The sequence below is a fragment of the Rhizobium sp. 1399 genome (assembly GCF_031455475.1).
GTDB lineage: Bacteria > Pseudomonadota > Alphaproteobacteria > Rhizobiales > Rhizobiaceae > Rhizobium.
On record NZ_JAVDSU010000001.1, the window covers coordinates 1,008,452 to 1,020,944 of the forward strand.

The window sequence follows — 12,493 nt, forward strand, 5'->3', positions numbered from 1 at the left end:
GATCCAATTCTACTCGTTCACTTACGCTTCAGAAGGCCGAGAAGGCCGCCCTTCCTGGATTTCTTGATTGCCACGCGACCGGTGACGATGTGCGAGATCTGCGAAAAAGTCTCCGACGTCGGAGATTTCGGATCGACCTCCGAAATCATCCGGCCACTGTTGGCGGCGTTTCCGAAGAGGGCGATATCGAAGGGAATGATGGCAATCGGTTCGACTTCCAGCGGCTCGCAGAAATCGGAAACCGAGATTTCCGGCCGCTTCGGCATACCGACCTGATTGAGAATGAGATGCGGCACCTTGTCGTTCGGGCGTATCTTACGGAGCGCATCAAGCATGTTCTTGGTGTTGCGCAGGTTGGCGAGATCGGGAACCGCGCAGATAACCACTTCGTCGGCGCTTGACAGTACCGTACGGGTCCAGTCCGACCAGGCATGCGGAACGTCGAGCACCGTTACAGGCGCGCTGCGCTGCAGCACATCCATCACCGGCTGGAAGGCTTGGCCCTCGAAATCATAGGCGCGGTCGAGAAGCGAGGGAGCGGCCAGCAGTGAAAGATGCTCCGAGCACTTGGTCAGCAGGCGATCGAGGAAAACCTCGTCAAGCCGCTCCGGCGCAAAGACGGCCTCGGCAATGCCCTGGGCCGGATCCTGATCGAAATCGATGTTCGCCGTGCCATAGGGCAGGTCGAGATCGGCCAGGATCGTCTCGGTCGAGAACAGGTTGGAGATGCCGAAGGCGCAATTATGGGCGATCGTCGAGGCCCCGACCCCGCCCTTGGCGCCAATGAAGGCGATGGAGCGGCCAAGCGGCTCGGCTTCCGGATCGACGAAAATCGCCGCCATCGCCCCCATGATGTCGGGCATGGCGACGGGTTGGACGATATATTCGGAAATGCCGTTGCGGATCAGATCGCGGTAGAGACCGATATCGTTGTAGTAGCCGACGATGATGACCTTGGTCGAGGGATCGCAGACGGAGGCGAGCGGTGCGAGCTCGGCAAGCAGGTTGGCCGGGTTCGCCCTGGTTTCAAGGATGATCAGGTTCGGCGTCGGTGCGCCTGAGAACATGTTTGCGGCGGCAGCCGTGCCGCCGCTGGTGATGCGCAGGCTGACCTTCGACATGCGCCGGTCATTGGCACAGCGTTCCATGACCCGCTGCAACCCCTCGCTTTCGCAAAAGGCATGAACGGAGATGCGCGGCAGCGGCCGCATGTTTTCCAACTCGCCCATGCGCATCGCCTCTTCGGCATGGCGGAGCTCGCTGGTGTTCTTGATCTCGTAATCGACGGTGCTCATTCTTCTGTCCCGCGGTATTCCTTGATCACCTCGTTACGCTGCTCTGCGTCGATCGGGGTCATGCCGCGGGGAGCGACGAAATCTCCCGGATTGGCGACCTGGGCGGCGAGGTTGTTCTGCGAGGCACAGCCGAAATTGTAGTAATTCTGGTTGGTGAAATCTGCCGAGATATCCTTCGGCCATTGGCCGCACTGGGTCGTTACCGCCGTCGTGCCAGTGAAGCTCAAGCGTATCGGCGCGGCGTCGAGAACGCCGGTTGCCGCATAAGACGTATTGATGATCTTGTTGCTGGCAATGCCACGCGAAGCAAGTTCGGCACGAACCTGGCTGCGCAGGGCGCGGGCCGCTCCTGCATTCGCCGACCCCTCGGGAGACAGGATGTAGACGGGGCCAGACGCGCGTGACACGTAGTTTTGCGCAAAGCCGCGGATCAACTCGCGCTGGGCGATCGTCAGGCGGCGATCGCTGGAGGCAACGGGAATATCAACCGTCTGTTCGGCTTCTGTCACGACGATGGGATGGCGCTCCCGGTAGTCATCGGGAATACCGCCGGTCGTCAGCTGATCACGCGGGCCGGCGCAGCCGGAAAGAATTGCAACGGCGAGTGATGCAGCCACGAGCAGAGGCTTCGTCGTGCGGGAATGTTTCGGGCTCCAATGGACCATCGCCTGATCTCTGTTCGTTTTCATCGGTTCAGACCGTGCCCCGCTCATTTGTAGATAAATCCGATGGAACCGTGGAACTGCGCATCGGCAACAGGCGCCTGAGAGCTGCCGTAAACCTTGTTGACGCGGTTCATGAAGAAGGCGGACGCATCATTCGTCGGGCTGAAATTGTCATCCGGCCTGTTAAGCTGATTGCGCGCCACCGGACGCACCAGATAGGGCGTCGCGATGATGACGAGTTCCGTTTCCTGGCGTTCGACCCCCTTCTGGCGGAAGAGCGTGCCGAGAAGCGGGATTTTCGAGACGCCGGGTGTCCCGTTCATCGTCTGGGAGATGTTGTCGCGGATGAGGCCCGCAAGAGCGATCGAGCCACCCGAGGGAAGCTCGACCGAGGTCTGTGCCGAGCGGCGCTGATAGGTCGGCGCAGCACCCGATACCGACGGCGCCGGCTCCGAGACGTTTGTGTTGATCTGCAGGCTGATGCGGCCGGATGAAAGGACCAGCGGCTTGAAGGCCAGATTGATGCCGTAGTCATAGGGAACGACGGTGACGTTGCCGTTATTGTCTGTCGTCGAGTAAAGAACCTGACCGCCGGAATTGAAAGTCGCAGCCTGGCCGGAAATCGCCGTCAACGTGGGTTCGGCCAGCGTGCGGACGACCTTGCCCTGTTCCAGCGCATTCAGATAGGTCGAAATATCATACTTGCCGATCGAGTTCTTGAAGAGTGCGGCGAGGCCGCCGCCAACGACGGATGTGGCGCTATCGGCGGACGGGCTGCCGAGCTGGGCGACTGTCATGCCCGAGGAATTGGTGACGAGATTGTCGAAGCCAAGCTGTTTCAAGACTTCACGGCGGACCTCGGCGATCGTGACCTTGAGCGTGACTTGGTCTTCGCCCTCGATCTTCAGGAGGTTGACGACCTGGGACTCCTGACGGCCTTCGTTAAACAGCGCAACCGAATTGTCTCCACCGCTGCCGGAAATACTTTCCGTGCGCGTCGTGGCCTCACCGCCTTTCAGGAAGGCCTTGGCGAGCGCTGCTGCCTGGGTGGCATCCTGAGGTGTACGAACGGTACCGGTCAGCACGATATTGTCGGAAACGATCTCGACCTTGATGGCGGAATCCGGGATGAAGCGGCGCAGATTGGTCTCGAGACCGGAGACGTCGCGCTCGATCTCGACATCGAGGCTGACGACCTCTTCGCCGCTGGCGCCGAATACGAAAATATTGGTCTGTCCGACCTTCTTGCCGAACAGGTAGATGCGCCGCGAGGTACGGGTCACGGCATCGGCCATAACCGGGTCGGAAACGAGAATATCGTGCGCGTCATCAGGCAGATCGACGACGACGGCCTTGTTGAGACCGAGCTTCACGCGGCGATGCGCGCCGGGGCCACCCTGCGATATGCGGATGAGGCTTTCCGACGCGGCATTGGCTTGTTCGACGCCCGAGGATGCGACGAAGGAGAGCGGCGCAACGCCTGTCGCTGCCATTGCCAGGGAAAGGCAGCCGGTCAGGAAAAGCCTGGTGCGCTGTGTTGAGTTGCCCATCTGCATTTCCCTTACTCCGGCTTCACTGAGCCGGTGGCATCCGTGACGATGGAGCCGGACTTGATGACTTGGATGAGTGCGCTGCCGTTATCGCCGCTGAGCAGATAATCTGCCGCGCTGGTGTCCTGCTCCCGCGCATCGGCGACGGAGCGCAAGGCAAGCGAAAGGCGATCGGCCATCTGCTGGGCGACGGCCAGAACCTTGGTCTGGTCGGGAGTCAGTTCCAGCGTTGCTGTCGTGCCGACCGCTGCCTTGGTGCCGTCTTCCTTTTCCTCGATCTGCTGGTCGATGGCGAGAACACGGACATTGCTCAGCACGGTTTCGGTTATGTATTTGTCCGTGCCCTGCCCTTTGCGCACCATGTTGACGTCGACGCGATCATTGGGGAGGATGAAGCCGCCCGCACCAGTCGCGACGGAAATCTCTGTCGCCACGGCGCGCTTGCCGGCTGGCAGCAGCGAGGACAGGATACGGCTGTTGGAATCGGCGACCTTTTCCGGGCGGATGGGTTCGCCCTCGAAGACGGGCAAGCGCACGACGGCGCCCTGCAGATCCTTGATCGCGTCCGGCCGATCGGTCTCGGTAATGAAGCCCTGGACAATGCCATTCTGGGGCCAGGCCATCCAGTGGACGGCGTTCTCATCCAGCCGCGCGCCGACAGGAAGATTGGCGCTGGAGACCAGGACGTTAACAGTCGGCTCCTTCTCGATGACGGATTGGACTTTCGTTACGACACCGCCACTACCGGCCATGTTCATCGCAAGAAGACCGGCAAGGCCGGCTGCCACCACGGCGACAGCTAAAATAATAAGGCGGGCCGGCTTCATCGATCATTCCTTAGGGCACAACGCGTTCGCCCCGCAGAATGCTCAGGAATTGGTGTAATTATAGTTAATGGAACACTTACATTTTAAGTTAACGACCGATTAAAATGCCGTCATTTCAGGCTTTCCAGTGCTGCGATGAACAGCGGCGAGGACGGAAAGGCCATGAAGCCGCCGATCGCGATGGCAATGCCATAGGGGATCTTCTTGGCCAGCAGGAGCGAATTGGGAACAGGCAGGCCGATAGCGAGGATGATGTTGGATTGCGACCTGACCAACAAAATCAGCAAAGTCAGGAGACCGCCGATCATCCCAACATCGGCCATCAGGAAAAGAAGAGATGAGCTGAAGCCGAACCAGAGTGCGGTCGCACTCAAAAGCTTGGCGTCTCCACCACCCATAACGTTGAGGGCAAAGAGAGCAAAGCAGACGCAAAAGACGACGGCTGCGCCGGCAAGATGCATGCCGATCACACCCCATCCGAGGCCGGATAACGGGGCCAGGATGAAGAACGAGGCAATGAGGATCAAGGAAACGCGGTTCGGGATCGTCATGGTGAACAGATCCGAGAATGCCGCCATGGCGAGGCAGAGTGGCAGTATCACAAAAACTGCAGCTGCTATCATATTCTCACCCGATCATGCAGGAGTCGAAAAGGCTCACCGCCGTTCAGCTGTGAGCCCGCTCCACGTGTCGGCCAGATCAAATCCAGCCCTTACCTACAGCATGCCTTGTGGCAAACCTTATTCCTGCGGTGCCGGAGTAGTAGGGAGCTTGGCCTTGGTGGCAGCGGCCTCCATCTGGCCGCCAAGGTTGTTGAACGTGTCGCCAATCTTGCCGCCGAGCGTGGTGGCGCCAGCAACGAGGGCTACGGAAATGAGGGCGGCGATCAGGCCGTATTCGATTGCGGTCGCGCCGGATTCATCCTTCAGAAAACGGCTAAAAAGCTTGGTCATGGTTACCTCTAACTCCAGTTGATGTTCAGCACGTCCGCCAACTGTTGCCGTTGATCGGATGGCTGCAACCTAGCGAATGGCCGTTTCCATCGACTTAATGAAATACGTTAACAAGGTGTAAACGAGACAACCGGCCCAGTCAGGGTAAGTAACTCCTTACGGCATTGCTTGCATTTCTAAGGAATTTCCGGGAGCAAAGTGGCACAATAGCTTTCAAGCCATCCAGAAATGGCACGAATTTCTGCTGCCCGTCGATTTCATGCCTCATCGAAGCGTACCGAAACAATCCAGAGCGCCTCACTCATGAACATGACATGGAGAGCTTAAAGCTTCGTTCACCATTTTTTTCCATTCTATCTGCAATTAGCATTACGATCGTGAAAGAGGGCCAAAATGCCATCGAACGGCAAGACCGTTTTCTTTGCCTGGGTGATTGCGGCTCTTACGGCATCCGCGGCCTCCGCCCAGGAAGACATGCTGCGCGTCTATATGGATCACGCGCGCGTCCTGAAGCTCGACCGGCCGGTCAGCAAGGTCATCGTCGGCAATTCCAAGGTTGCCGATGCGACTGTCGCCGACGCCAAGACAATCGTATTGACGGGCCGCGCCTTCGGCACGACCAATATCGTGCTGCTCGATATCGATGGAAACGCCATTCTGGACGAACGCATTCTCGTCTCCATCGATGAAGGCAACACAGTGCGCGTCTTTCGCCAGACGGAGCGCTCGGTTCTTTCCTGCACGCCCAATTGCGAACAGCATTCACAGCAGGGTGGAGCGGCTTCCGGAAACTGATCAATATACGCTCAGCTCACGCCTATTCGTTAAAATAGTTGCTCCGGCCTGAAACGGAATATCAACGAACGCGCCTTAGTGTGGCGCCCGAAGAACATTTTCGGGGCCAGACTATGGCGATCAGTGAGCAGGAGACGGGCAAGGTGCGTGCGTCCCTCCGTTTATCCAGACTTCGCGCCCTGGCCCGCTCGCGTGACGGCTCCGCCGCGATCGAGTTTGCGCTGCTGGCCATTCCCTATTTCATCGTCATATTCGCCATCCTGGAAACCTTCATCGCCTTTGCGGCGGAGCAACTCGTCTCGAACGCCGTCGACATGATGAGCCGTCAGATACGGACGGGGCAGATCACATTCGATCCCACACGTCCCGGCTCTTTTACGCAGACGCAGTTCCGGCAGGCCTTCTGCGACGAGATCTCGATCATCATCCGCTGCTCGGCGACGGAGGCGGCGACACCCGGCAAGCTCTATCTGGATGTGCGGAGCTTCACGACCTTTGCCTCGATCCCGACGACGATCCCCCGAGTGTCTTCAGATAAATACTCCGATCTAAAGATCTCAGACTTCAAGTTCACGCCCGGCGGCCCCGGTTCGATCAACATGGTGCGGGCCTATTATCGCTGGTCCATCATCGTCGATCTCGTCCGTCCTTATGTCACCGGCCTTCGCCCAGTCGGCAGTTCCATGCCGAGCGAATATCTGATCGTCGCGGCGGCGGCTTTCCAGAATGAGCAATATCCATAATGGCGCGTCGCGGACTTCTCATGTCGCTGGCCTCGACGGCGCGGCGCTTCGTACGCGACCGGAAGGGCGTGGGCGCCATCGAGTTTGCAATCATCTTCCCGGTTCTGATCATGCTCTATCTCGGCGCATTCGAGATCACGCTCGGGCTCAACATCAGCAAGCGCACGACACGTGCCGCCGGCTCGATCGCCGATATCATTACCCAGCAGCAGAGCGTTACCAAAAGCTCGCTCACAGATATCGCCAAAGCCGCCCCGGCGATCTTTGCGCCTTATGACAGTTCCGGTCTCTCATTGAAGGTCACGGCAATCCAGATCGACGGCAGCGCCAATCCCACGGTTCTTTGGTCCTGGGCCCCAAGCGGTGCAGCACCCTATGCCAAGAACAGCGCGGTTTCCGATGTGCCGACGGAAATGAAGAAGGCAAACAGCTTCCTCATCCGCACCGAGCTCAGCACGCCCTATACGCTGCTCGTCTTTGCTCCCAGCTTCTTGCCGGCGGAGACGCGCACCATCACGATCAGCCGCAGCTATTTCTATCGCCAGCGGCAAAACGACAATATTCCCTGCGGCGATTGCTAAAGCGTGTCGCGATCCTTCGGATCCGCCTGCCAAACTTTAAGTTCCACACCTCAAATTTGCCAAGCGGTTCCCGTCATTATATGGCTGTGCGCCAGTCGGATCGTTCCAGCCATACGCTGACGACAGCAGTTAATACGGGTGAAAAATGGCGCGTGCCTTTCTCTTCGTTCTGGATTCCTTCGGTGTCGGCGGAGCGCCGGATGCGGCAGCCTATGGCGATGAAGGCGCCGATACGCTCGGCCATATCGCCGAATTCTGTGCGGCAGGTGCTGGCGACCGAGCCGGCCTGCGTTCCGGCCCCCTTGCACTCCCGAACATGTCGGCGCTCGGGCTGCTGCATATTGCGCGGGCGGCCTCCGGCCAGTTTCCCGCCGGCATGCCGTTGCCGGACAAGATCTACGGCCTCTATGGCGCTGCCAACGAAACCTCGCGCGGCAAGGACACGCCATCAGGTCACTGGGAAATCGCCGGAACGCCTGTTACCTTCGATTGGGGCTATTTTCCTGATAAGGGCGATGCCTTTCCGCAGGAATTGGTCGACGCGCTCTGCCGCGCAGCTGATGTGCCCGGCATTCTCGGCAACTGCCATGCCTCGGGAACCGAGATCATCGCCCGTTACGGCGAAGAGCATATGCTCAGCGGCAAGCCGATCTGCTACACTTCCTCGGATTCCGTGTTCCAGGTGGCCGCTCATGAGGTCTATTTCGGCCTCGACCGCCTGCTCAACTTCTGCCAGATCGCCCGCAGCCTTCTCGATCCCTACAATATCGGCCGCGTCATCGCGCGCCCCTTCATTGGCCAAAGCGCCGCGACCTTCCAGAGAACCGGCAACCGTCGCGACTTCTCGGTGCCGCCGCCAGAACCGACGCTGCTCGACCGGCTCGTCCAGCATGGCCGCAATGTGCACGCCATCGGCAAGATCGGCGATATCTTCGCCCATCACGGCGTTTCACGGGTCATCAAGGCTAACGGTAACGATGCCCTGATGGATGCTTCCCTTGCTGCAATAGACGAGGCGGAGGACGGCGATCTCGTCTTCACCAATTTCGTCGATTTCGACATGCTGTATGGCCATCGCCGCGACGTGCCGGGTTATGCGGCAGCCCTCGAAGCCTTCGACGCGCGCCTGACGGAAGTTCACCGGAAGCTGCGGGCCGGCGACCTCGTGATCCTGACCGCCGATCACGGCTGCGACCCGACCTGGCGCGGCACCGACCATACGCGCGAGCGCGTGCCTGTTATCGCCTACGGTCCCGGCATCAGATCGCGCTCGGTCGGCATACGCCGGACCTATGCCGATATCGGCGAGAGCGTTGCGCGGCATCTCGGTATTCCCTCGGGACAGTATGGGAGGAGTTTTCTGTGACATCGCATTTGAGGAAGGTCGAGCTGCACTGCCATCTGGAGGGCGCTGCTCCCCCTGATCTGACCGAGGCTCAAGCGCGCAAATACAACATCGACATCAGCGCTCATCTGCAGGGCGGCGCCTATGTCTGGCATGATTTCGCGAGCTTTCTCAAATGTTACGACAAGGTTTCCGAGGTCTACAAGACCGAGGAAGACTACGCGCTGCTGACGGAAACCTATCTGGAAGAACTTGCCGGCATCGGTACGATCTACAGCGAGCTCATCGTTTCGCCCGACCACGGCAAGCGCATCGGCCTCGGTGCGGACGCCTATATATCAGGTGTTTGCGAAGGCATCCGCCGGGCGAAGGCAAAAAGCGGCATCGAGGCGCGGCTGATCGTGACCGGGGAACGGCATTTCGGTCCGGAAAGCGTGATCGGCGCTGCGGAATATGCGGCAAAGGCCAATAACCCGCTGATCACCGGCTTCAATCTCGCCGGCGAGGAGCGGATGGGTCGCGTTGCCGATTATGCGCGCGCCTTCGACATCGCCCGCGATGCGGGGCTCGGCCTTACCATCCATGCCGGTGAAGTTTGCGGCGCCTTCAGCGTTTCGGACGCATTGGATGAGGTGCGCCCTTCGCGTATCGGCCACGGTGTGCGGGCAATCGAGGATGCCGAACTCGTCAAGCGGCTTGCAGACCTCGGCACGGTACTGGAGGTCTGCCCCGGCTCGAATATCGCGCTCAAGGTTTTTCCGGATTTCGTCTCGCACCCGTTGGGCAGACTGAGAGATGCGGGCGTGAAGGTGACGATCAGCTCTGACGATCCGCCATTTTTCCACACATCGCTCAAGCGGGAATACGAGCTTGCCTCGGAGGCCTTCGCCTTCAGTGACGCTGAAATCAATGCTATGACGCGAACGGCCATCGAGGCAGCCTTCGTCGACGAAGAGACCCGCCAGGCGTTGCTTGCCCGTCTTTAACGGCGCGGGGTTGTTAATGCTCCAGGCGAATTCGCCTCCGCTCTTGCAGAGGAGACGATTTCCATGAAAGAAACAGCCGATAAGAACAAAGAATTGGAAGGTTTCCCTATGGACGGCGTCACAGTCATCGATCATCCGCTCGTGCAGCACAAACTCACCATCATGCGGCGCAAGGAAACCTCGACAGGCAGCTTCCGCCGGCTGTTGCGCGAGATCTCGACATTGCTTTGTTATGAGGTCACCCGCGATCTGGAGCTGACGATGGAGACGATCGAAACGCCGATCCAGCAGATGCAGTCGCCGATCCTCGAAGGCAAGAAGCTGGTTTTCGCCTCCATCCTGCGCGCCGGCAACGGTCTTCTGGAAGGCATGCTCGATCTCGTGCCGTCCGCCCGTGTTTCCCATATCGGCGTCTATCGCGACCATGAAACGCTGCAGCCCGTCGAATATTACTTCAAGGCGCCCGAGGATGTCGCCGAGCGCCTGATCATCGTGGTCGACCCGATGCTTGCGACCGGCAACTCCTCGATTGCGGCCATCGACAAGCTGAAGGAGCGCGGAGCACACAATATCCGCTTCCTCTGCCTGCTGGCCGCTCCCGAGGGTATCAAGAACTTCCGTACCGCCCACCCCGACGTTCCGGTCTTCACGGCGGCGATCGACAGCCATCTGAACGAGAAGGGCTATATCGTGCCCGGTCTCGGCGATGCCGGCGACCGGATGTACGGCACCAAATAGTTTCAGCTTCCTTTACCAATTCGAAAACCTTCCAAGGCCCGGCGGTTCGTTCCGGGCCTTTTTTGTGTCGCCGTTAGCAACTTTTCAGCACTTATGGCTTAGCTGCTTGAAGCGTGAGGTCCCGCATGAGGCGGGGTTTATACAGGAAGGATTTCTGTTTCATGCTCATGCGTACCGTCATATTTGCCAGCATCGCGGCTGCGCTGGCGACACAAGTGCCTTCTCTGCTCACCCGCACGACGCAGCAGCCCGGCAATACGATCTCCGCAAATTTCGTCTCGACCGAAGATAGTGCACCCGATACGTCGGCCACGATCGCCGATGGCGGCATGATCCGCCTGCAGGCCGATGCTCAGGGCCACTATACCGGCAATTTCAGGATCAACGGCAAGCCGGTACAGGGGCTGATCGATACCGGCGCCACCTATGTCGCGCTGAACGAAAGCCTCGCCCGCAGGCTCGGCTTTTCCGGCAACCAACTCGATTTCCGCTATGCCGTCAATACGGCAAACGGCCAGACCAAGGCAGCGCATGTGATGCTCGACCGCGTGGAAATCGGCGGCATTCGCGTTCGCAGCGTCGAAGCCTTCGTGCTGAAGGACGAGGCGCTGAGCGGCACGCTGGTCGGCATGAGCTTCCTGCAGAAGCTTGCCTCCTACTCCGTCGCCGACGGCTCACTCAGCCTCAAGCAGTAGAGCCTTTCCTGATCAGATACGGCCGGCGATGACAGGGGGAAGTTCCGGCTTCTCGTCGGCAATGCGATAGTTTGCGGCAAGTGCGACGACGGCCCCTTCGGCCGAAGCCTCGTCGGCAGCGTGAACGAGCGCTATCGGATCGCCCTCATTCACACGCGTTCCAAGCGGCAGCAGACCGGTGAAGCCGACACTGTGGTCGATCCTGTCAGCCGGATGGCGTCGCCCGCCGCCAAGGTCGATCACGCTCACGCCCACATCGCGGGCGTCGCAGGCCGCGAGCCAGCCGGTGCGCGATGCCGCAACAGGCCGCTCGATCGGTGCCTTACGCAGATAGGCATCCGGCCGTTCCAGAAGATCGGCCGGGCCGCCGAGCATATGCACCATGCGCGCGAAGATCTCCGCAGCCTTGCCGGAAGAGAGAGCATCCTGTGCCCTGCCCTCCGCCTCCATAAGCGAGCCCGCAATACCCGACTGCACGAGCATCTCGGCGGCAAAGGCAAGCACCACGGTTTCAAGGCGGGTACCGGTCTTTCGACCTGCCAGGAAATCGAGGCAGTTGCGCACTTCCACGGCATTGCCGGCGCTATCGGCAAGCGGCTGGTTCATGTCCGTGATCAGCGCAGATGTCTTCACGCCCGCGCCATTTGCTACTTCGACCAGCGAATGCGCCAGCACGATTGCCTGCTCCGGATCGGCCATGAAGGCGCCGTTACCTGTCTTGACGTCGAGCACCAATGTCTGAAGGCCGGCTGCAAGCTTCTTCGACAGGATCGAGGCGGTTATCAGCGGGATGGAATCGACGGTCGCCGTCACATCGCGCACGGCATAGAGCCGGCCATCGGCCGGCGCCAAGGCACCCGTCGGGCCGATGATGGCGCAGCCGACCTCCTTCACCACTTTGCGGAAGAGAGCGGCATCCGGGTTGATCGTATAGCCCGGAATGGATTCGAGCTTGTCCAGCGTTCCCCCGGTATGACCGAGGCCGCGGCCGGAAATCATCGGCACGGCCAGACCGCAGGCGGCAGCGATCGGGGCGAGCATCAGCGAGACGTTGTCGCCCACTCCCCCGGTCGAATGCTTGTCCGCGACTGGCCGATCGATGCCCTCCCAGGAGAGCATGTCGCCGGAGCGCGCCATGGCAAGCGTCAGCGCGACGGTCTCGGTGCGTGACATGCCCTTGAACCAGACCGCCATGGCAAAGGCGCCGATTTGGCCTTCCGACAGATTGCCGGCAGCCAGGGCTGCGATAAAGGCGTCGATATCATCGGTCGGCAGTTCGGCGCCGTTGCGCTTCTGGCGGATGATCTCCTGCGGGATCAT

14 protein-coding genes are annotated in these 12,493 nt (G+C 59.9%); 7 read left to right on the forward strand and 7 right to left on the reverse strand.

Annotation, left to right across the window (positions count from 1 at the left end):
- Positions 1-17 precede the first annotated feature (17 nt).
- The 6 genes from J2X71_RS05225 to J2X71_RS05250 form a co-directional block, all read right to left on the reverse strand.
- Entirely contained in the window at positions 18-1,295 is a 1,278-nt protein-coding gene (locus tag J2X71_RS05225; RefSeq protein ID WP_310379745.1) for a CpaE family protein, read from the reverse strand.
- The gene (locus J2X71_RS05230; RefSeq protein WP_310379747.1) at positions 1,292-2,008 is read right to left on the reverse strand and encodes a CpaD family pilus assembly lipoprotein; all 717 of its coding nucleotides are present in this window, start codon (positions 2,006-2,008) and stop codon (positions 1,292-1,294) included. The genes J2X71_RS05225 and J2X71_RS05230 overlap by 4 nt, the downstream gene beginning before the upstream one ends.
- Positions 2,005-3,516 carry a type II and III secretion system protein family protein gene (locus J2X71_RS05235; protein ID WP_405049682.1) on the reverse strand — a complete coding sequence of 504 codons (1,512 nt, stop codon included), beginning with the start codon at positions 3,514-3,516 and terminating at the stop codon, positions 2,005-2,007. The genes J2X71_RS05230 and J2X71_RS05235 overlap by 4 nt, the downstream gene beginning before the upstream one ends.
- Positions 3,517-3,521: 5 nt before the next feature.
- Entirely contained in the window at positions 3,522-4,337 is an 816-nt protein-coding gene (gene cpaB / locus J2X71_RS05240) for a Flp pilus assembly protein CpaB (RefSeq protein ID WP_310379751.1), read from the reverse strand.
- Between the two features lie 110 nt (positions 4,338-4,447).
- Positions 4,448-4,960 (reverse strand): prepilin peptidase, encoded by a 513-nt coding sequence (locus J2X71_RS05245; protein WP_310379752.1) that lies wholly within the window; start codon positions 4,958-4,960, stop codon positions 4,448-4,450.
- Positions 4,961-5,077: 117 nt separating this feature from the next.
- Positions 5,078-5,290 carry a Flp family type IVb pilin gene (locus J2X71_RS05250; RefSeq protein WP_310379754.1) on the reverse strand — a complete coding sequence of 71 codons (213 nt, stop codon included), beginning with the start codon at positions 5,288-5,290 and terminating at the stop codon, positions 5,078-5,080.
- Positions 5,291-5,683: 393 nt separating this feature from the next.
- On the opposite strand from J2X71_RS05250, the gene J2X71_RS05255 reads away from it, so the two are divergent.
- From J2X71_RS05255 to J2X71_RS05285, 7 genes are all read left to right on the forward strand, one after another.
- Positions 5,684-6,085, forward strand: coding sequence for a pilus assembly protein N-terminal domain-containing protein (locus tag J2X71_RS05255; RefSeq protein WP_310379756.1), 402 nt, complete (start codon positions 5,684-5,686; stop codon positions 6,083-6,085).
- Between the two features lie 113 nt (positions 6,086-6,198).
- A complete protein-coding gene (locus J2X71_RS05260; protein WP_310379758.1) occupies positions 6,199-6,828 on the forward strand; it encodes a pilus assembly protein in 630 nt (209 codons plus the stop codon).
- On the forward strand, positions 6,828-7,409 hold the full coding sequence (locus J2X71_RS05265; RefSeq protein WP_310379760.1) for a pilus assembly protein: 582 nt from the start codon (positions 6,828-6,830) through the stop codon (positions 7,407-7,409). Before J2X71_RS05260 ends, J2X71_RS05265 begins: the two co-directional genes overlap by 1 nt.
- A 145-nt stretch (positions 7,410-7,554) precedes the next feature.
- Positions 7,555-8,775, forward strand: coding sequence for a phosphopentomutase (locus J2X71_RS05270; protein ID WP_310379762.1), 1,221 nt, complete (start codon positions 7,555-7,557; stop codon positions 8,773-8,775).
- The gene (locus tag J2X71_RS05275; RefSeq protein WP_310379764.1) at positions 8,772-9,740 is read left to right on the forward strand and encodes an adenosine deaminase; all 969 of its coding nucleotides are present in this window, start codon (positions 8,772-8,774) and stop codon (positions 9,738-9,740) included. Before J2X71_RS05270 ends, J2X71_RS05275 begins: the two co-directional genes overlap by 4 nt.
- A 108-nt stretch (positions 9,741-9,848) precedes the next feature.
- Positions 9,849-10,478 carry a uracil phosphoribosyltransferase gene (gene upp, locus J2X71_RS05280; protein ID WP_183887651.1) on the forward strand — a complete coding sequence of 210 codons (630 nt, stop codon included), beginning with the start codon at positions 9,849-9,851 and terminating at the stop codon, positions 10,476-10,478.
- Between the two features lie 125 nt (positions 10,479-10,603).
- Positions 10,604-11,173 (forward strand): TIGR02281 family clan AA aspartic protease, encoded by a 570-nt coding sequence (locus J2X71_RS05285; RefSeq protein ID WP_310379766.1) that lies wholly within the window; start codon positions 10,604-10,606, stop codon positions 11,171-11,173.
- Between the two features lie 12 nt (positions 11,174-11,185).
- Here the strand turns inward: J2X71_RS05285 and deoA are convergent, their stop codons facing one another.
- Positions 11,186-12,493, reverse strand: coding sequence for a thymidine phosphorylase (deoA, locus tag J2X71_RS05290; protein ID WP_310379768.1), 1,308 nt, complete (start codon positions 12,491-12,493; stop codon positions 11,186-11,188).

What these genes read in the sequence shown, in the direction of transcription:
- J2X71_RS05245 (WP_310379752.1), bottom strand. Translation starts at nt 4,960, where the DNA reads ATGATAGCAGCTGCAGTTTTTGTGATACTGCCACTCTGCCTCGCCATG.
- J2X71_RS05235 (WP_405049682.1), bottom strand. Translation starts at nt 3,516, where the DNA reads ATGCAGATGGGCAACTCAACACAGCGCACCAGGCTTTTCCTGACCGGC.
- J2X71_RS05230 (WP_310379747.1), bottom strand. Translation starts at nt 2,008, where the DNA reads ATGAGCGGGGCACGGTCTGAACCGATGAAAACGAACAGAGATCAGGCG.
- J2X71_RS05285 (WP_310379766.1), top strand. Translation starts at nt 10,604, where the DNA reads ATGAGGCGGGGTTTATACAGGAAGGATTTCTGTTTCATGCTCATGCGT.
- upp (WP_183887651.1), top strand. Translation starts at nt 9,849, where the DNA reads ATGGACGGCGTCACAGTCATCGATCATCCGCTCGTGCAGCACAAACTC.
- cpaB (WP_310379751.1), bottom strand. Translation starts at nt 4,337, where the DNA reads ATGAAGCCGGCCCGCCTTATTATTTTAGCTGTCGCCGTGGTGGCAGCC.
- J2X71_RS05270 (WP_310379762.1), top strand. Translation starts at nt 7,555, where the DNA reads ATGGCGCGTGCCTTTCTCTTCGTTCTGGATTCCTTCGGTGTCGGCGGA.
- J2X71_RS05260 (WP_310379758.1), top strand. Translation starts at nt 6,199, where the DNA reads ATGGCGATCAGTGAGCAGGAGACGGGCAAGGTGCGTGCGTCCCTCCGT.
- J2X71_RS05255 (WP_310379756.1), top strand. Translation starts at nt 5,684, where the DNA reads ATGCCATCGAACGGCAAGACCGTTTTCTTTGCCTGGGTGATTGCGGCT.
- J2X71_RS05250 (WP_310379754.1), bottom strand. Translation starts at nt 5,290, where the DNA reads ATGACCAAGCTTTTTAGCCGTTTTCTGAAGGATGAATCCGGCGCGACC.
- J2X71_RS05225 (WP_310379745.1), bottom strand. Translation starts at nt 1,295, where the DNA reads ATGAGCACCGTCGATTACGAGATCAAGAACACCAGCGAGCTCCGCCAT.
- deoA (WP_310379768.1), bottom strand. Translation starts at nt 12,493, where the DNA reads ATGATCCCGCAGGAGATCATCCGCCAGAAGCGCAACGGCGCCGAACTG.
- J2X71_RS05265 (WP_310379760.1), top strand. Translation starts at nt 6,828, where the DNA reads ATGGCGCGTCGCGGACTTCTCATGTCGCTGGCCTCGACGGCGCGGCGC.